This window comes from Spartobacteria bacterium UBA695, assembly GCA_002298145.1.
In the GTDB taxonomy this organism is placed as follows: domain Bacteria; phylum Verrucomicrobiota; class Verrucomicrobiia; order Chthoniobacterales; family Chthoniobacteraceae; genus UBA695.
Window position 1 is genome coordinate 14,857 of the sequence record DBMP01000028.1, and the last position, 19,078, is coordinate 33,934.

The following is a 19,078-nucleotide window of genomic DNA, read 5'->3' on the forward strand; positions in this document are numbered from 1 at the left end:
GCGTGGGCGGGTGCAATTTCCAATCGCAAAACGGCATAAAAAGCGCAAAAGACGCGAAGCCCCACCGCCCGCGCAAGGTGCTCATTCGGCCCCCTTTGGCAACGGCGGGCACCCGGAAAAAAATTCCGCAAGAAACCTTGCCGAAACGCCGCTTCAGTGCAAACGTCAGGCAACGGTAGTTCCCCTTATGACGCACCGCTTCTTCTCCCCTCTGAAGGCCGCGTTCACCTCCACCGTCATGAGCCTCGCCCTGGTGTGCGGCACCCAGGCAGAGCCCGGCTCGCATCCCTCCGCTCCCCCGTACCGGGACGCCTCCCTGCCGCCCGGACAGCGAACAGAGGACCTCCTGGGGCGGCTGACGCTGGAGGAGAAAATCAAGCTCCTCGGCGGGTATCAATTTTACACCATGCCCATCGAGCGCCTCGGCATCCCCTCCTTTGTCATGTCCGACGGTCCGCAAGGCGTGCGCACCTTCGGCAAAGGGTGCGCCTTCCCGTGCGGCGCGGCCCTGGCGGCCACGTGGAACCCCGCCCTCGCCCGCTTTAACGGCGAGCAGCTTGGCCTGGAGGCCCGGGCGCGGGGCATCCACTACCTCCTCGGGCCGGGCATGAACATCTGCCGCGTGGCCGTTAACGGGCGTAATTTCGAGTACTTCGGCGAGGACCCCTACCTGGCTTCCATGATGGCCTCCCAGTACGTCCAGGGCGTCCAGAGCCAGGGAGTGATCGCCACCGTCAAACACTTTGCCGGGAACAACCAGGAATGGCAGCGCCTCTACGTTGACGCCAAAATCGACGAGCGCGCCCTGCACGAAATCTATTTCCCCGCCTTCAAACGCAGCATCCAGGAGGGCGGCGCGTGGGCGATCATGGACGCCTACAACCGGCTCAACGGCACCTACTGCACCGACAGCCTCTTCCTCCACAAAGACGTGCTGCGCGAGGGCTGGGGCTTTAAAGGCATCGTCATGTCCGACTGGGGCGCCTGCCACAGCGTCACCACACTTAACCACGGCATGGACCTCGAAATGCCAAGCGCAGCCAGCCTTTCCGAGCCCACCGTCAAAGCCGCCCTGGCGGATGGCCAGGTAACGCTCGAAGCCATCGACGCCGCCGTCCATCACATCCTCTTGGCCGAGTTCTCGATGGGCTTCTTTGACCGGCCGCAGAAAAAGAAAGACCTCCCCGAGGATTCGCCCGAATCGTCGCGGGCCGCCCTGGAGATCGCCCGTTCGGCGGTGGTGCTCCTCAAAAACGCCAACGAAACGCTCCCACTGGACGCCTCAAAGATACGCTCGATCATCGTCTACGGCGACTACGCGCTAAAGACCCCCATCTCCGGCGGCGGGAGCGGCCACGTCACACCCTTCCACACCGTCAGCTACCTGGACGGCATCCGGGCTGCCGCCGGGGACAAAGTGAGCGTAAGCTTCGAGCCCGCGCCCAAGGCGGATCCCTCGGTATTCGAGACGCTGGCCTGCGCGCAAGTCACCGCAGACGGCCCCGCCGGGCTCAGCCTGAAGGCCACCGTAAGCCCCGCCAAAGAGCCCGAGGAAGCCGCGCAAACCGGCGGCGCGCAGCCGATGGAAGCCGTGGTCCCCGGCATCAACCTCGCCTGGGGCGACCAGAACCGCCCGTTTGGCATCCCCGTCGGGCGCAACGGCGCGCTCACCTGGGAGGGCGTGCTCATCGCGCCGGAAGACGGCGACTGGGAGCTCGTCCGGGACTACGAGGGGACCGCCCGGTGGAACCCCAAGCCGAACATCCGCATCGGCACCCCGCCGCCGCAGTTTAGCGAAAACATGGTGCCGCAGTGGGAGACCGGCGACGGCCTGCATTTGACCAAGGGCCAGGCCGTGCCGATCCGCGTCCACTGGTATGTCTTCCCCCGGGGGCGGCAAACCATCAAAGTCGGTCTGCGCCGCATCGCTCCGGACGTGGAGCGCGCCCGGCAGGCCGATGCCGTCATCGTCTGCACCGGGCGCATGGCGGGCGAATCCAACGACAGCTTTTTCGATCTGCCGCTGGCCCAGCAGCGCCTCGTGGAGGCCCTCGCCGCCGTGAACCCGCGCACCATCGTCGTCAACACCAGCGGCGCGGGGCTCGGCCTGGCCGGGGTCAGCGAAGCCGCGCCCGCCCTGCTGCAAGCCTGGTTCCTGGGGCAGGAAGCCGGGACCGCCCTGGGCGAAATCCTCTTCGGCAAAGTGAACCCCTCGGGCCGCTTGCCGATGACCTTCGACCGCGACCTCGCCGACAACGCCGCCTTTGCCAACTACCCGGGCGAACTTCCCGGCCCGAGCCAGCCGCCCGTGGTGGAGTACAAGGAAGGCGTCTTCGTCGGCTACCGAGGCTACGACCGCTCTGGTAAAGCCCCGCTCTACCCCTTCGGTCACGGCCTCGGCTACACGCACTTCGCCTATGGCGACCTGAACGTCGAACGGATAGACGAGGGTGCCAGAGTAACGCTTAATATTACCAACGACGGCCCGCGCGAAGGGGCCGAGGTAGTGCAAATCTACGCTGGCCAGCCCGGCTCCACGGTCGAGCGGCCGCCACGCGAGCTGAAAGGCTTTGCCAAGGTCTCGCTCCAGCCGGGAGAAACGCGGAAAGTCGCCATCGACCTGCCGCGCGACGCCTTCGCCTACTGGAGCCCGGAGAAAAAAGCGTGGACCGTCGAACCCGGGGAATTCGTCATTGAAGCCGGGGCCTCCTCCCGCGACCTCCGGCTCAAACAAACCGTGCGGATCGGGGAAACCGAGAAATAGGCCCCAAAAAGAGGGCGGAAGTGTTTACCGAAGGTTTTTGAATCCCGGCCCCAGTCATGGTAGGGTAGCTGCCCTCACGCACCATCCCAATATGGATAGCCCCGAATTCCTCAGCGTCCGCGAACTGGCCTCGCTCCTTGTTTCCATGCGCAAGGTGGGCGTCTTTGACCGGACCCTCGTCGTCCGGCTCCTGCGTTCAGTCATGGGGCGCTATCCGGATTTCCTCGGACTCTGGGCGGTCTTCGAGCCGGACGCCTTTGACGGCTCGGACGACGAATTCAGCGGCCGCAAAGGCCACGACGCCTCCGGCCGCTTCGCGCCGCGCTGGGACCGCAACGACGGGACGTTACGCTTCGGGCACAGCTGGGGCCACGATTCGCCGACCCTCGGGGAATGGTATTTCCTCACCCGCGAATCCCGGCAGGAAGTCGTCTTCGGGCCGTATGACGAAAAGTGCCTCACCGGCCTTCCCGTGCTTTGCCTGAGCCGCGTCGCGCCGATCCTTGAACGGGACCGCTTCATCGGCGCCGTTGGCGTGGATATCTCCCTGGACGGGATTCTGGAGCGCCTGAAGGGAAAAAAAGCACCCGCGGATGACCTGGCTGAAACCCTCCTCCAGCGCTGGCACGTTTTCCCTCGCGACGACGGCGAGATCGAGAGCGCCAGCCGCCAGGCCCGCAAGCTCCTCGGTCATTACATCGGCGCGTGCCGCAACGGGCGGCTGCCCAAAGCCCTCGCCGAGCGCCTCACCGCGTCGGACTGGGCTCCCGGCGTCCTGGTGTTCCCGGCCGCGAGCGGGGAGCTGCACGTTACCGTCGTGCGCCACCCGCACACCGGCCGCCGCATTCTTTCCCTGGAGGAGCAAACCCCTCGGAGCGGCCTCGCCCCCGAAGGCGCGACCCTCTCCGCGCGGGAACAGGAAGTCCTCGAATGGCTCGAGCAGGGCAAAAGCAACGGCGAGATCGCCGTCATCCTTGGCATATCCGAGCATACCGTGCGGCATCATCTCGAACGCATTTTCGACAAACTCGGCGTCGAGAACCGGCGCGCGGCCATGCTCTGCGTCCGGCAGGCGCGGCGGACGCCCTCGGAGCGCTTCCTCTCGCGGGTCCCCGGGGCGCTGAGCGGCGAGGGTGTCGCGGGCATTAGGACGGTTCGCCCATAGCGGAGCGCGCCGTTTTCCCGTAAGTAACCTGCCATGATCACTCATCCCGTTCGCAAACTGCGTCACCTCGTTCACGCCGCGTTGCTCGTGGCCTTCACCGCGTCCCTCAACGCCGCCGACCTGAAACCGTACAAAGTCGGCTTCAATAGCTGGGTCGGCTACATTACGTTCTTCGTCGCCAGCGAAAAAGGGTACTTCAAGGAAGAGGGCCTCGACGTCAAGGCCAAGAGCTTCAGCTCGCCGGGAGATTCCCTGTTGCCGCTCCTGGCCGGGGACCTCGACGCCGCCCTCACCACCGCCGACAGCGTGATTACCGTGCTCGATAAAGCGCCCGGCCAAGTGAAAGTCGTCTACCTCACGGACACCTCGGCGGGCGCGGATGCCATCGTCGCGACCAAGGCGATCCCGGACCTCAAAGCCATCAAAGGCCACTCCGTCGCCGCGACCCTCGGCCAATGCAATCAACTTCTCCTCGATAAAGCCCTCGAATCCGTCGGCCTCACGGAAAAGGACATCCAGCTCAAAAACATGAACGCCGACGACTCCGGCGCGGCGCTCGTCGCCGGAAAACTCGACGTCGCCGTGACCTGGGAGCCGTGGATCACCAAAGCCACCGGCGAGAACAAAGGGCACGTAGTCTTTAGCTCCGCCCAAACCCCCAACCTGATCCTCGACGTCCTGGCCATCGGCAACAAGACCGCCTCCAAAAAATTCGCCGAGACGCGCGCCTTCATCAAGGGCCTCAACCGGGGCTACGAATTCCTCAAACAGCACCCCGCCGAAGCCTCCGCCCTCGCGGCCAAGAGCCTCGACCAGAAGCCCGATGAAGTCGAAGCGATGCTCCCGAAAGTCGTCTTTTACAGCGCGAAGAAAAACATCGAGGTAATCGAGAGCGGCGCCGCCGCAAAAGCCTCCAAAGAAGTGGCGCAATTCTTCAAAGACAAGAAGATCAGCGACACCCTCGTGGACGTCACCAAGCTCTACGACGCCTCGTATTTGAAATAAGGCCGCGCGCCTTCAAGGAGACTTTGAATCGCCTCATGAAGACGAATCAGACGGCCTTGCTCATGATTGATTTCCAGCGCGACTTCTGCGCTCCGGGCGGCTACTCGGACCGCATCGCCGGGCTGGATTGGGTCAGGCCGATCATCGAACCCGCCGGGCGTCTGCTTGCCGCCGCGCGCCAGGCGGGTAGCCTCGTCGTGCATACCCGCGAAGGCTATGCACCCGACCTTTCCGACTGCTCCCCCACGAAGCTCGCGCGCAGCCGCCGGGCAGGCAGCGAAATCGGCTCCACCGGCCCCATGGGGCGCCTCCTAATCCGGGGAGAGCACGGCCAGGACATCATCGACGAACTAAAGCCCCTCCCGGGCGAAGTCGTCATCGACAAAGCCAGCTACGGCGCATTTTGCGGCACGCATCTGGAAAGCATCCTGCGCTCGCAAAAGATCGACACCCTTGTTTTCGCAGGCGTGACGGCCGACGTCTGCGTACACACCACGCTGCGAGAAGCGTGCGACCGCTGGTTCCAGTGCTACTATGCCGCCGACGCGATCTCCAGCTTCGATCCAGAGGTTCGCCGGGTATGCGAGAGGATGATCGAGGAGGAGGGCGGCGTCTGGGGTTCGCTGACCACCACCGCCCGGCTCGCCATGCATTGGCCCGGGCAATAAAAGCGCGAAAAAGCGTCCAGCCGCAGCCACCCCGCGAGCCGCGCCACCCGTTCGACCCAAGGATCTATTTTTTGGAGTTCTTGTCGCGCACCGGCGCGTCGCCCGCTTCGATCTTGTCCGCCGTCAGACCGTCAAAGGAGGGGGTGATCACCACGCGCATCCCCTTTTTCAGGTCGCTACTGGTGACTTTTTTGCCCAGATAGAAAAACTCGGTGTCGTCGTCGATCTTGTAGGTCCGCTTGGATTGTGGGGATTCCGTCACAATCTCGCTGGAGCCGATCCTCGCAATGACCGTGCGGCCATCGTGGCGGGGTGGTTGAGACGGCTTGGATCGGTGGCCTTTGCCAAAGGCGGGAGCCGCCGCGATGACGAGAGCTGCGGCTAGTAACGTAATATAGGAAGTCTTCATAGCTCTAAGGTAAGCTTCGGCATCCCCGGGCGACCGGCCGATCCAGCCATCCCCAAATGACGAAGGGTGTCGTAAATAGAATACAGGTTCAGGAATAGTCTCGGAAATCAGCCCCGGTGTCATCAGGGAGCCTCCCTTATTTTTTTGAAAAACGGGGGCGTTTTCGCGCGCCTCGGAAGCCCCTTTGGGTCGCTGATATCTGCTTGCTCCCGATGAACTTGCAGGCATAATAGCCGAGGGCCAAAAATGCCCTTTGCTATAGTCCGTCCCAGGATATGAACCAACCCATTCGAGTATTTTTGGCCGACGATCACGCGATCGCCCTCGCCGGGTTGGAGCGCTTGCTTTCCACCGAACCGGACTTGGCGATCCTCGGAACGGCCCGGGATGTCGAGGGGATCGACCGCGCGTTGGCAGAACACCACCCCGACGTGCTGGTGACCGATCTCATTTTGAGCAAACGCGAGGCGGGCGAATGCCTGCCCCGGTGGACGCGGACCTATCCGCGGCTGCGCATCGTCGTGGTCTCGATGATCGCCGATCTCCAGGTCGCCCGCGCCCTGTTGCAGAAAGGCGCCAGCGCCTACGTTTGCAAAAGCGACGACCCCACGGAAATCATCGACGCGATTCACGCGGCCCAAAAAGGCGACACCTTCCTGGGGCTGACGCTCCGGACGGCGATGGCCGCGCCCGCGGGGGCCGTGAATCTCTCGACCTTGAGCGAGCGCGAGCGGCATATCTTTCGGCTCGTGGGCCAGGGGTTGTCCAATCGCGAAATCAGCCGCGACCTTTTCCTGAGCGTAAAAACAGTGGAAACGCACAAGGAGCATATCAAAAACAAACTCGGCCTGGAACGGATGACCGACTTGCAGACCGCCGCGCGGAATTGGGTTCTCACCACCGGCATGTCCACCGGGTAGATCAATGATTATCGATATGGACTGGCTTGCGTTCTCATCCGGCGCAGTGGATGTCTTCCTCCTCGTGGCTTTGATCGTCTGGACCGCCGCGGCCCTTACCGCCTGGCAAATCGACGAACCCCGCGTTGGCGCCTCGGCGCTCATGACGGGTCGCGCCGGGGGGATCTTTGGCCTGCTGATGATGGCGGGCCTGGCGGCCGTGGTGATCCAACGCTTCGAATGGATCCCGCCGTATCTCGCCGCGGCGGTTGCGGCCAGTTGCGGGCTTTTCGCATTGATCGAGGCCGGGTGGAACTGGCGTTTGCTCAAACGCAGCGCGCGGCTGGTCGCGGCGGCTCCCGTTCTGCTGATCGCGATCACGGCGTCGCTAATGCAGGCCACCAGCTCGCAGGGGGGCCGGTGGGTCCTCCTCATCGCGGGCTTAGCGGTGGTGATGATCTTCGTTTCCGTGTACACGGCCGCGCGGCTGCAGCTTCATTTTGTGCGAGGCCTGCCCATCGCTACGGATTGCAAATCGGTGTTGCGGCGCAAATCGTTTTTCTTCGCGCTGGGGCTGCTGGTGCTCGTGGCGGTGGGCGTGGGGGTCACGCATTGGCGCTTGAGTCGCCACTTCGCGGAGCAGTCCGAGCGGCTGATCTGGCGCGTCAAAACCGCAGCGCTCAGCCTGGACCTGGATTCCGTGCTGCGGCTTTCCGGCAAACGCTCCGATCGCCGGATGCCCGCCTATACGAACGTGCGCAGCCAGCTCAAGAAAATCCTCGTTGCCAATTCCGACATCGCCTCCGCATTGCTCTGGCGGCGCCAGCACGAGCGCGTGATGATCCTGGCCCGCGCGACCACGGACTCAGACGACGCCGATCCGGGGAGCGACGAGGCCGGGGGAGCGGCGAATCTGAACCTGGACGGCGCGCGCTTCGAAGCCCCGCAGCCCTATGTACAGATTTTGCGCTACGTTGGCCGGTCCGTGCGCATCGTGGCGCAGGAGCGCATCCACGACCCCACGGATCAATCGCGCCAGACCGTCTATGCATGGCTGAACCTGGAATTCCGCTCCGAAGCGTGGACGCGAGAGCGCAGCGAGATCCAGTTCCAGATCCTCGTGGGAACCTACCTGGCGGCCCTGGTGATCATGGCCGTCTTCGGGTGGATCACGCGGATTGAAATCGAGCGCGACTCGGAAAAAGAAAAGCTCAGCCTCGTGGAAGCCGAACGCGAACGCTTTGCGCGGGACCTGCACGACGGCCTGGGCCAGACGTTGACGGGCCTGGCCTTCCGTGCCCGCGCCCTCTCGCGGGAATTGGACGGCGCGCCCGCCACGGAAGTCGGGGAAATCGCGGGAATGCTTTCCGCCGCCGTCGCCGAGGCGCGCGCCATCGCCCACGCGCAGCTCCCCCCCGCGCTCAAAGCCGGAGGGCTCGCCGGTGGCTTGAAATGGCTGGCCGACACCACCCGGCGCTTGTTTGGAATCAGCGTTGAAGTCGAGCTTCCCGACGAACTGCCACCGTTTGACGACGACTCCGCGCACGCACTCATCCAAGTAGTCCGCGAGGCCTTCCACAACGCCGTCCGGCATGGTCAGGCAAAGCAGATCCAGTTTCAGCTCAAGCGCGAAAAGAACGAATGGACGATGGATGTCCAAGACGACGGCCTGGGCATTCCGGGCGACCTGGACGCGGGCAACGGCCTCGGCTTGCGCCTCATGCGGGCCCGCATTCGCGAATTGGGCGGCCGCATCGAGTTCCGCCCAAACCCCAACGGCGGCTGGTGGGTCCACGCGCGGTTTCCCGCGAGGCGCGCCGAAGAGATCGCCAGTTAAATTCCCCCGCCCATGCGCCCCTGGCGTTGTCAGACCGGGAATTACTCAGTAATCGTCTCGTAATTGGTGTGGAGGACCTTGCCTGAATAGCGGTCGATGGCGAGATGCACCCAGACGTGCCGTTCCGCTTCGATCTGGAAATTCGTCAGCGTGGAGCGGCGGACGTTTCCTTTTTGGACCACGAGATCGATGAGGAGATTCCAGGTTCGCGTCTCGACGGCATCGCCCAGGGCTCGCGCAAAGACTTCGCGCTGGCGCTTGATGCGTTCCCCCTTGTCGAAGGTCGCGGGCGGGAACAGGGTGGTATTGCCCAGGAGGCGCGTTGCGATTTCGCTGCGGTTGAGCAGCGGGCCCTTATTGTCGCCGCCGCCCGTGGTCAGCGCCACCAGCTTCTGGGCCGCTTCCAAGGCGCGCGCCGAGTCGAGCGTGTCGGTTAACGCGGGGTCTTTTAGCGCACCCTGGAGCAGGCTTTGCAGCACGAGCGGGTTGCGGGTGTTGGCGGAGACCCGCCCGGAGGTCACGCCATCGTCGGGCACTTCGTTGATGCAGAAAAAATCAAGCAGCGTGGCGTCACCGCTCTTGGCAGTGAAAAAATCAAGGCTGCGGCATGGAGTGTCGCGGAAGGCGTAGCCCATCTCGGCCACGGAGCGGAAGGGGCGGTTTAAAATAATCGGGCGGCTCGCGTAGTTGCCCGGCCAGTACATCTGGCCCTCCTTATCGGAAGAGCCCTCGGCAAGAATGCCGTCGCCGGAGCGCAGCTCGCCGTCCGGGTCGGTGTAGTGGGTTGCCGACGTGGTGGCGTTTTGCAAAATGGTGGCCATGGCGAGGCCTTGAATGGCGGTGCCGTTAAGGTCGGTCGAGCGGGTGGTGGTGCTGGCAGCTCCCATCGTCCAGCCCATGGATGAATCCCGCCCCGGCGATTGACGGTCGCTATCGGTCGGGTCGTATTCCATCCCGTAGCCTGCCCCGGTGCCGGACCGAATGCTGGTGCCGTCTACGTAGGCAGAGGCGGTTTGATCCCGTTCCCGGAGACGGTAAGTTGAGAACCGGTCCGTGCGGGGGTCAAAGGAAAGAATCCGCGCGTTGTTTTGCTGGTTGTAATAGGTGGCGCTGCCGGACTGGCCCCGGGCGGCGTCGGTGCCGCCCTCCGCGCCAGCCCGGTTGAGGGTGCGTGTAAAATAGCGTCTCCATGTCCCATCGGAATCCTGATACTCCATCACAAACTTCAGGCCGACCGGGGCGTCGCTGGTGAAGTATTGCAGCCCGATTTTGGCGATGCCGTTGGGGTTGGACGGGTTCTTTTTGTTTTTGGGGTCGCTGAAATCGACTAATACCGCGGGCGAGGCGATGCCCGCGAGCGTGCTGTTGACCGGGGCCCAAGTCTGCCAGTCCGGGAATACAGCTCTCTTTGACGGTGGCGAGCGCGGAATGTCCTTTAGTGCGATAGAGGGCGTGCCGAGCGTCGTACTATTAATCATGACGGGCTCGCGGCTAGCATCGATGGCGGTTTGGGTGAGTTCGATATAGTTTACCGTCGGATCAAACCCGACCATGCCACCGTTAAAATAAGTCGACGTATTGTTTTGGGAATCGCGATATCGCATTTGAAATGAGTTGCCGCTGGTGTCAGCCGCGACGCGGAACTTTGTCGGTTTGGCCCCGGTTCCACTCACGTTGGGGTCGTGGGGATTCCATACCTCCGGCAGAAACACCATGGAGTAAGGCTGCCCATCGGCCATCAGGGTCGCAGAATCGCTCGTGTCGGCCAGGAGCCGGGCCATGAAAAACTTCACCCGGACAAGATAGGGCAGGTCTTCGACACCGTAAAAATCCTCTCCGTCGAACTGAATATGCGTGGGATAACTATCCTCGTCGAATTGGTCCACGAGGTTCGCGAAGATTTGAATGACCTGATAGTTCACCCGTTCATCGCGGAGCGCCATGGGCGTGCTACCGCCATTGGACACGCCGCCGCTTTTTCCGAGCGATCCGGCGATGATCCCCATTCTCAGGACTTCGAGGAAGTCTGGTTCCCGCGCTTTGCCGTTGTCGGTGTATTGTCCGGAGAGCACTTCGCTTAAACGCAGAATGCGTACGGGGTTGGAGGTAGTACCGTGATTATAGATCCATGGGTCGTTTTTTGACGCGCGCGTGAGGCCGAAATAGCGGTAAATAAGGCTGTTCTTATCGGCCACGGCATCGCGGGTGATCAGCCGCAGCCGGTCAAGCGGGAAGCGGCTCAACAGAGCGGGTTCGCCGGTTGTCGTGCTGACTTCATGTGTGCTGGTGAGGCTGGGGAGATTATCAAAACGCGCCCGGGTGAAGGTTTGGTTGGCCTGCACCATGCCGGTGCTGCTGGTAATGGTGGGGTTGAACAGGTCGTCCAGCCCATAGGAGTTGTTGCCGCCCTCGGCGCTGTTTGGGTAGTCGGCGATCCCTTTCTTAATCCTGGCGCGGTTGGGGTCGGGGTTCCAGGAGGGGGCGGTCGAAAAGCGGAGGTCCTGCGTCAGGCTGGCCAGCGTTGAGCGTTCGCTCGCCGTGCAGGCGGATAATGAAGTGCGCCCCCAGAGGTGCAGAAAAAAGCGGATGAGATCCTGTCGGGAGTAGAAAAAATTGTCCGAGGCGGTGGCGCTTTTGAGCGGCTTGAGGAAGCCGTTGCGTTCGGATTGGTACCGGATGAAATCAGCAAAATCGGGATCAGAGCCCGTCGCGGGATGGCGAAAACTCATCAACGAGGCGATCTGATCTTTGGAAAGCCCGATGGCCGTCAAGTCAGCCCACGCCAGCGAACCCTTGAGCTGAGCATCGGCGGATAAGCCTGCGGGAGCGCCCGCGGCGTTGGCATCCAGCAGACCGCCGACGTCGTAGATCTGATAAGCGTACCGGCCGATAACGTAGTTTGTGTTGGAAAGGCTGACGCTGGAGGCGCTGCTGGAATTCAGCGCCGAGCCGCTGGTGGGGACCCCGGAGCGCGTCACGTAGATCCAGTCCGGCAAAGCATTGGAGGGTAGCGTCCCGGAGGTCAGCGCGACCTGATCCCAGCGCGCGGCGGAAAGCACGCGGCCCTCGGCGGAAGCGGTGCGCGTATTGACCGAGCTTGCCCGGCTGTTGCCCGTGGCGGCGGCGGGTCCATTGGCCTTAAAGGTTGCCGAGGGGCTGGCCCCGGGGTAAAAAGCCGCTCCGGAAAGGCTCTGCTTTACCAAGTTCTCAAAACCGCTTGAGGGTACGTTGGAGGAGACCACGCGGGCGGGCACCATGGCCCAATTACGCAGTACTACCAAAGGTGCCAGCGTGGTGTAGTCCGAACCGGTGGAAACCGTTTCCGCGCCCGCCAGCATTTCCATGCGCAGATCGCTGATGGTGGCGTCTACCGCACTTTGCACGAGGCTATCGGTCTGGGCCTGGACGACCGTCGAATGTGACGAACGTAGCGCGCTCAGGGATTGGGAGAACAGCGCAAGAATCGTGATCGTTGCCAGCACCACGATGCTGAGCGTGATGACCAGCGCGCCGCCCCGTTGTCGGGTTTGGGCCGGGAGAATTCGCATTTCAAAAAGTTTAGCGTGAGACGATCACTTGTCCTGAGAGCCCCGAGACGAGGATGGAAACGGTGTCCTTGGCGTTGTTCCGGTCGGAGATGGGAAGGCGGATCCAGTTCGGGATGGCGGCTTTTTGCAGCACGGCCTCCCCCTTTGGAGAAAAGCCGATCACCTGGCCCGTGAAGTTCACATCCTGGGCCGCGACCGGCCAGCTCAGCGAGACGGGGGAGGCCTGGGTGCCGAGAGTCACGGCATCCGTGTCGGACGTGCCGGTGACGAATTTGACATTGTTGATGCGGCGGTTATTGGCGAGGGCCATCAGGTTATCCTTTGAGGTATCGTCGGTACCGTCGCGGCTGGCGAGTTCGACGATGCTCAGCTGCGCCTGGCCTTCGTTGAGTTGCGTCGTATCGGCCACGCCGACCCACACCCAGGTATTAAGGCGCATGGCCGACTGGCGGGCGTGTTCCAGCGCCGCGGAGACCTCAATGGCCGCCTTGGAAGTGCCCGCGGTTCCGCTGAGCGTGGCCAGCGCTGGGCCGACGAGGGCCGCGAACGTGCTGATGATGGCGACGCTGGCGACCAGTTCGATCAGCGTAAAAGCCCGGGTGACTTTAGAAAGAAATCGTTTGTTCATAAATGCGAAGAGTTGCTTTCAAGTTGGATGGCAACGAGGCCACGACGGAGTTCCACGCCGAGGCGGGGCGTTGGTTGTTGCTGGGCTTGGGAAATTTGGCGGCGAGCGCGGCGCGTTCGCTTGAAGTGAGGCGGCCAACGGCGTTTTTGTCCACCGAGACCATGCCGAAAATGAGGGCGCGCACTGCGCTGAAGTCGTCCGGAGGATTGTCGACGACGGTGCCGTCCCATTTCTGAAAGCAGATTTCAAACCGGATGATGCTCGGGGAAACGGACTGGGTCTCGGCGTCGCCCACCGCGCTGGAAACCTGGCTGGAGGTCAGCGGCAGGAAGTTGCCGATATTATTCCCCCAGGCGAACGGCACGACGCTGCGGGAAAAAACACTCATATCCGGCCAGCCGTCGAAACCCGGCTGCCCCGACGGACGCGGTTGGATGCCGTAGCGGATCAGCGAGAGTTTGCGCGGTTCGTTGGGCGTGTGGTTCACGGAGGCGGACACCGGGGCGATGAACCAGAGCGTATCGTTGACCGAAGCGGAGTCCCCCTTCACGACGAGGATGGAAGTGCCGCCCGTCTGGATGCGTTCCTTGAGATCGAAGTGGACCCGCTCGAACGCGCCGATGGCTTGTTTCATCATCTCGGAGCGGCGCTGCGAGGAGGAGCTCGTGGTCGAGAGCGTGCCGAGAACCTGTATGAGCAGAACCATCAAAACAGAAAGCACCGCCGAGGCCGCCAGCATTTCGAGCAGCGAAAAGGCGCGGATGTCGCGGCGGCGTAAGGGTTGAGCAAATGCAGGTTTCATCATGATCCCCGGTTGAGTTCCAGTGTCGTTTCAATGCTCCCGCGCGCCTTGCTCAGAGTGACCCCGGTGCCGCTGCTGAAGGAAGCGCTGCCTGGCCACGCGATGAAAATGCGCAGTTTGTAGGGAGTGTAAATTCCCGCGCCGGATGGTGGGGGGATGACGCGATAATAGACCACATAATCTGTCTGGCCGGTTCCGGTTTCGCCCAGTTCATTGACGCCGATAGCTGAGGAGGGTTCGTAGGCCGCGCTACCGGGAGCGGGTAATTGAAGGTTGTAACGATTGGCCAGGACCGTCGTGCCGCCCACCGCTTCGCGGGCCAAACCGCGAAACTCATCCACGACCGTGCCGAGCAGCTGCGCCGCGCGGGCTTGATCCTGCGCCTGGCGCTCCTGCTGCATGCCGACCGTGCAGAGGCCCAGCAGCGAGAGCAGGCAGAACCCCACCAACCCAAGCGCGGCGCAGATCTCGACAAGAGAAAAGCCCCCCTGACGGCGTGGGTGAACGCGCCGTGAGGGGGGGAGGATGAGTTGGGTGGGTTGGATCGGTGAGCCCATTTGCGGGTTATGCCAATTGAGTGCGCCGGAAGCGGCGGATCGCGAGAAGCGCGCCCAGGCCTAAGAGGACCATCGATTTAGGTTCCGGTACCGCCGCCACCTCCAGAACCCCCGTCGATTCGTCGAAGGAATAGAGGGTATTATTGTAGATGCCCGACCAGATTTCCCCGGCCTTGGTCAGGTTCTCCAGGAAGGTGGTGTCGAGGTACAGGGCGAACTTGGAGAGATCGCCGCTGTAGGTGGTGGCAGAGAAGAGATCGTAGGTCCCGGTCGAGGAGTAATCCGCGTCCAAAGCCAGGCGAAGCTCGCCGTTGAAGATCAGCAGTCCGGTGGAGCCGGTCCCGGCGGTGGTGACATTGATGGCTCCGTAGGAAGTGTTGGAGAGGTCGATGATCGTCAGGTTGCCGAGAGTCAGATTATTGGTGAAGGTGAGCGCGGAACGCCCAATGGTGTCCGTGCCGCCGGGATGGAGCGTGGCATAATCGCCGAACGAGACATTGCCCACGACTTTGCCGGTACCCGCAAGGGTTTGGGCGTAGCTGGTGCCGCTGTAGGTGTAGGCCCCCAGCGCGTAGGTGCCGCCGATAACGTAGGTGGTGCCGCTGAGGTGGGTGACCTGGGATACATCAAAGACACCGTCTTTATCCACCTGGATGCGCGAGGTGGCCTGGAAGCCGCCGGTGCCGCTGAATTGCAGGGTGCCGCTGTGGACGGTGGTGGTGCCGGTGAAGCTGTTGCGTACTCCGTCTTCGGCGACTGACAATCCGGCAAAGGTGTAGAAGAGACCACCGCCGGTCAGGTAGAGATTGCCGCTTCCTCTGATCCCGGTAGCGAGATCATTGGTATTACTAACTCCGCCTGCAGCGCTGATTTTGAACGAGGCCCCGCTGATGTTGTTGTTGTCGAGGGTCAGCGTGGAGTTGCCGTTGAGGTTGATCCGGCTATAGATCTGTTTCTCGGTGGAGGAGTTGTTCCTGATGATGCGCGCTCCCGTGCCGTCCGAAACGTTAATGGCACCGGATTCAGCTGAAAACCGGTTGTCGGAACTGTTTCCTCTCAGCATTTGCGTGAAAAGAAAAACGGCGTCTTTGTCCGAGTTGGCTAGGCCCAGCGTAAGCGCACCGGTGCCAATCGCGCTGTTCGTGTTTGAGATGGTGCTGCTTCCGCTCAATCCGGTGTTCACTTCCAGGGTGCCACTTTCGATGGTAATCCCCCCCGAAAGGGAGCTTGCAAGCTTATCTATTGAGGAGGTGTAGTTGATGACCCATGAGCCGTTGCGGAGGACCAAAGCACCGGTGCCGGTGAGGCGGGCATTGAGGTAGAACGGGTTGCTGGAATTATTGAGGAAAGTAGTGCTCGCGGAGTTCAGGTTGATGGCCAACCCCGTGCGGCTTTGGGCGACTGCGCCGGAATTGCTCCAGTAGATGCCATTGGCTCCGGCCCCGGCTTGCACGAGTAATCCGACGTTGACCGCGGCGAGATCGCCGGTCAAACCGAGGGTCGACCCCGTTTGGCCCGCGATGCTCAGTGGGTAATTGGTGCCGCCGATGACCGAGACTGCGGCGCTGCCGGTCTCCGCGCCGAAGACCAGCGAACCGATGGTCGTGACACTGTCGAATTGTGCGATCTGGCTTCCCACTCCGCTGTAACCCGCGAAGTAGATGCTGTCAGCCGAGGTAAAGGTGGGGGCGCTGCTCCAGTTGCCCGTACCGCTTTCCAACTGTCCAGTGGCCCCCGTCCAGGTGTACGTGGCGGCAAAAAGGTTCGTTGAGAGGCCGACCATGGCCAGGATTCCCAGGAGTTTGTTTAGCTTCAGGAGTTTCATACGCATTTGTTTTTTTAAATAGGTATGTGGTGTTTTTTTATTCTCAGTACTTATGGAAGGGGGCCGTAAGCTTTAGGGATTTGAATATACCACACGGATAGGTAGGAGTTAACTAAATTTTTTATACCTCCACATCGGGGAGGCTCCCTGATTTTTTTCTACGGAGCGGGGTTTGCGGAGATCGGGACCCCTGCCGCCCAGCGGATGGCGGCGCGGATAATGTGGTCGAGCCCCTCAGTGCGCTCCGGGTGGGGGCTGCTGATAAAGACCCGGCCTTTGCCGAACGGGGCGTTGACCATGGCCGAGGTTCCCTTCATGACGCCGCGCGGCGCTCCCTTTTCGGCGATCTCCGTTTCAAAGACGGCCAACTCGGTATAGGAGGGCAGGTCGGTCTGGGAATCGCGGGCGAGAAGCGGCCCCTGGTTGTAGCGAATCTGGACGGTTTGCGAGGGCTCGTTGAGGAGCTTGCGGCCCTCCTCGGTGAAGCGGATTTGCACATTGCCCCCGCCCCGGGCCCAATGCTCGCGGTCCACGACCTTGGCATTGACGAGGCGCAGGTAGTAAGGCCGGTCGGCGGCGGCCAGGTAGGCTCCGGCGCAGATGCCGATATAGCCCCCTCCGTTGCGGACAAATTCACGAATCTTCTCCCGGCCCGCGTCGCCAAGCGCCTCCGCCTGGAGCGAGGCCCGCCCGCCGCCCTCGGCGAGAACGGCATAATCTTTGAGCACTCCGGCGCGGATTTCCTCCGCCGACACCCGCTTAAACACAAACCCCTCGGGCTCCGGAGTGAGGCAGGCTTCGATCAGGTCGGGGGCCTTGGGGCTGCCTTCGTCGGAGTAAATGGCCACGCGGACGGGTCCTGCGACCGCCGCCGTCGTGCCGGAAGCCGCTGCGGGCTGCTGGGCGGGGATCACTTGCCGTTTTGCCAGGTCGTAGCGACCGCCCGAGGTCAGCTCCACGTGGCTGTAAGCGCCGGTGCTCCGGCTGGCAAAGCGCGCCACGCCCGCGCCGATGACATCCGCGACGTCACCTTTGACGACCAGAGCCGTGGCTTCGTCCAGGCCGATGCCAAGCAGCCCCGGGTGAATGGCCAGCACTTCCCGCAAACTATCCGAGCGGCCACGGGTGTTGATATGTTGATCAATCGCCGAATTCTTGACGAGGCCGAAGCCTTTTTCATAACCGGGCGCCATGAGTACCTTGTTGCCCGCCTTGGCGCCGCGAACCAGGTAAGACGCCTGGATCGACGCTCCGGCAGACGAACCGCCCACGACCCCGCCCCGGGCGAGCACCGCCTCGATCTCCCGCTGCGTGCGGGTATCCAGGTAGGCATCTACCAAGCGCCATTGCCGCCCCCCGCTGATCCAAACGCCCTTCGCGGTGCGCAGCGGTTCGACAAACGCCGCGGAGTTGGCCACGTTGCGATCGGTGGTGTGCAGGATTTTGATATTCGTAGCCCCGAGCCCGGCCAGCTCCTCCTGGTCCTTGGTGTTTTCCTCCCCCTTTTCATTGGCGGTGGGGATGATGACAATCGGCGCGTCCTTGCCGCCGATCAGATCGAGAAAGGTCGGCCAGATGCTGGTTTTGTCGCCGCCTCCAACGATGATGAGCGTGCCGTTATCCGGTCCCACGGTTGCAGCGGGCGCGAAGGTTGCCCCGCCGATCAGGGCCGTCAGCAAGATGGCGATGAGGATTTTTTTCATGCGATTTCTAAAGTGGGTGTTCCAAAACTTCTCTGAGCCTGGCATTCGTCGAAAGCCCCCTCCCAGCGGGCGACCACGACACTGGCAAGGCAGTTGCCAAGCACGTTCACGGACGTGCGTCCCATGTCCATTATAGCATCAATTCCGATCAGGATGGCAGCGCCTTCCAGCGGCAGGCCAAAAGAGGTGAGGGCGGCGATCAGCACGACCAGGGCCGCGCGCGGCACGGCGGCCACCCCCTTGGAGGTGATGACGAGCGTGAGGATTAAAAACAGCTGCTGCTCCCACCCGAAGTGCACCCCCGTGACGGCCTCGGCGGCCTGAGCCACGAACAGGCTCGCCACGGTGTGGTAAATCGCCGCGCCGTCGAGATTGAACGTGTAGCCGGTCGGCAGGACAAAAGCCACGATGTGGCGCGGCACGCCGAATTTCTCCATTGCCTCGTAGGCCTTGGGCAGGGCGGATTCGCTATTGGTTGTGGCGAACGCGATGAGGCAGGGCTCGCGCACGGCCCGCAGGAAAGGGAGCAGGGGAACTTGCGCGATGCGGATAACCGAGCCAAAAACGACCACGACGAAGACCGCGAACGCCAGATAAAGCGTACCGATGAGCGCCCCGAGGTTGAGCAACAGGCCGGGCCCGTGCTTGGCCAGCGTCACGGCCATGGCGGCCCCCACGCCGATCGGGGCGAAGCGCATGATCAGGTTGGCGAACTTGAACATCACCTGCATGAGGCTTTCTGTGAGATGCAGCACCGGCTTGCCCGCCGGACCGGCCAAGCTGACGGCGATGCCGAATACCACCGCAAAGGTAACAATCTGGAGCACGTCGCCGTTCGCTGCTGCGGCCACCACGCTGGTGGGGACGGCGTGCAGCAGCAGATCCGTCACCGTCTGCGGATGGGCCTTGGCCAGCGGGGCGAGCACGTCGGCATTGGCCGGGAGCACGACGCCGACGCCCGGCTTAAGCCAGTTCGCGAAGAGGACTCCGGTGACCAGCGCCAGAGTCGTGACGACCTCGAAATAAACCAGCGCCTTGATCCCGATGCGGCCCACCTGCTTGAGGTCGCCGCTGCCCGCGATCCCCTGGACGATGCTCGCGAAGACCAGCGGCGCGATCATCATCTTGATCAAGTGCAGGAAGATTTCCTTGAGAAAATCCAGAGACTTCGCCCATTCCGGGAAGAGCCAGCCCACGAGGCCGCCGATCAGCAGGCCCAGTAGGATCTGCGTCCCGAGAGAGAAGAATTTGGTTTTTCCCGCCATGAT

General features: G+C 62.6%; 14 protein-coding genes. 6 read left to right on the forward strand and 8 right to left on the reverse strand.

The genetic code is table 11. The features are described 5' to 3' along the window. Positions 1 to 187 precede the first annotated feature (187 nt). The 4 genes from B2828_RS15960 to B2828_RS15975 all read left to right on the forward strand — a co-directional run bounded on the left by B2828_RS15960 (position 188) and on the right by B2828_RS15975 (position 5,602). Positions 188 to 2,764, forward strand: coding sequence for a glycoside hydrolase family 3 C-terminal domain-containing protein (locus B2828_RS15960; RefSeq protein WP_479634768.1), 2,577 nt, complete (start codon positions 188 to 190; stop codon positions 2,762 to 2,764). Between the two features lie 91 nt (positions 2,765 to 2,855). Beyond that, entirely contained in the window at positions 2,856 to 3,929 is a 1,074-nt protein-coding gene (locus tag B2828_RS15965; protein ID WP_479634769.1) for a LuxR C-terminal-related transcriptional regulator, read from the forward strand. Positions 3,930 to 3,962: 33 nt separating this feature from the next. Further along, positions 3,963 to 4,934 carry an ABC transporter substrate-binding protein gene (locus B2828_RS15970; RefSeq protein ID WP_479634770.1) on the forward strand — a complete coding sequence of 324 codons (972 nt, stop codon included), beginning with the start codon at positions 3,963 to 3,965 and terminating at the stop codon, positions 4,932 to 4,934. Positions 4,935 to 4,969: 35 nt separating this feature from the next. After that, entirely contained in the window at positions 4,970 to 5,602 is a 633-nt protein-coding gene (locus B2828_RS15975) for a cysteine hydrolase family protein (protein WP_479634771.1), read from the forward strand. Positions 5,603 to 5,666: 64 nt separating this feature from the next. Here B2828_RS15975 and B2828_RS15980 read toward each other — a convergent pair whose 3' ends face one another. Next, complete coding sequence (locus B2828_RS15980) at positions 5,667 to 6,011, reverse strand: hypothetical protein (protein ID WP_479634772.1); 345 nt, start codon at positions 6,009 to 6,011, stop codon at positions 5,667 to 5,669. Between the two features lie 275 nt (positions 6,012 to 6,286). On the opposite strand from B2828_RS15980, the gene B2828_RS15985 reads away from it, so the two are divergent. Both B2828_RS15985 and B2828_RS15990 read left to right on the forward strand, forming a co-directional pair. After that, positions 6,287 to 6,931 carry a response regulator transcription factor gene (locus B2828_RS15985; protein WP_479634773.1) on the forward strand — a complete coding sequence of 215 codons (645 nt, stop codon included), beginning with the start codon at positions 6,287 to 6,289 and terminating at the stop codon, positions 6,929 to 6,931. Positions 6,932 to 6,935: 4 nt separating this feature from the next. Then, entirely contained in the window at positions 6,936 to 8,747 is a 1,812-nt protein-coding gene (locus B2828_RS15990; RefSeq protein WP_479634774.1) for a sensor histidine kinase, read from the forward strand. 41 nt (positions 8,748 to 8,788) lie between these two features. Here B2828_RS15990 and B2828_RS15995 read toward each other — a convergent pair whose 3' ends face one another. The 7 genes from B2828_RS15995 to B2828_RS16025 form a co-directional block, all read right to left on the reverse strand. Beyond that, positions 8,789 to 12,295, reverse strand: a complete 3,507-nt coding sequence (locus B2828_RS15995) for a hypothetical protein (RefSeq protein ID WP_479634775.1) — start codon at positions 12,293 to 12,295, stop codon at positions 8,789 to 8,791. A gap of 10 nt (positions 12,296 to 12,305) precedes the next feature. Beyond that, positions 12,306 to 12,923 carry a prepilin-type N-terminal cleavage/methylation domain-containing protein gene (locus B2828_RS16000; RefSeq protein ID WP_479634776.1) on the reverse strand — a complete coding sequence of 206 codons (618 nt, stop codon included), beginning with the start codon at positions 12,921 to 12,923 and terminating at the stop codon, positions 12,306 to 12,308. Then, entirely contained in the window at positions 12,901 to 13,728 is an 828-nt protein-coding gene (locus B2828_RS16005) for a prepilin-type N-terminal cleavage/methylation domain-containing protein (protein WP_479634777.1), read from the reverse strand. The genes B2828_RS16000 and B2828_RS16005 overlap by 23 nt, the downstream gene beginning before the upstream one ends. After that, complete coding sequence (locus tag B2828_RS16010) at positions 13,725 to 14,282, reverse strand: type IV pilus modification PilV family protein (protein WP_479634778.1); 558 nt, start codon at positions 14,280 to 14,282, stop codon at positions 13,725 to 13,727. Before B2828_RS16010 ends, B2828_RS16005 begins: the two co-directional genes overlap by 4 nt. A gap of 7 nt (positions 14,283 to 14,289) precedes the next feature. Beyond that, positions 14,290 to 16,107: a PEP-CTERM sorting domain-containing protein gene (locus B2828_RS16015; RefSeq protein WP_479634779.1), complete on the reverse strand. Its 1,818-nt coding sequence runs from the start codon at positions 16,105 to 16,107 to the stop codon at positions 14,290 to 14,292. 158 nt (positions 16,108 to 16,265) lie between these two features. Then, entirely contained in the window at positions 16,266 to 17,810 is a 1,545-nt protein-coding gene (locus B2828_RS16020) for a Type 1 glutamine amidotransferase-like domain-containing protein (protein WP_479634780.1), read from the reverse strand. Next, positions 17,807 to 19,075: a dicarboxylate/amino acid:cation symporter gene (locus tag B2828_RS16025; RefSeq protein ID WP_479634781.1), complete on the reverse strand. Its 1,269-nt coding sequence runs from the start codon at positions 19,073 to 19,075 to the stop codon at positions 17,807 to 17,809. The genes B2828_RS16020 and B2828_RS16025 overlap by 4 nt, the downstream gene beginning before the upstream one ends. Between the last annotated feature and the right edge of the window lie 3 nt (positions 19,076 to 19,078).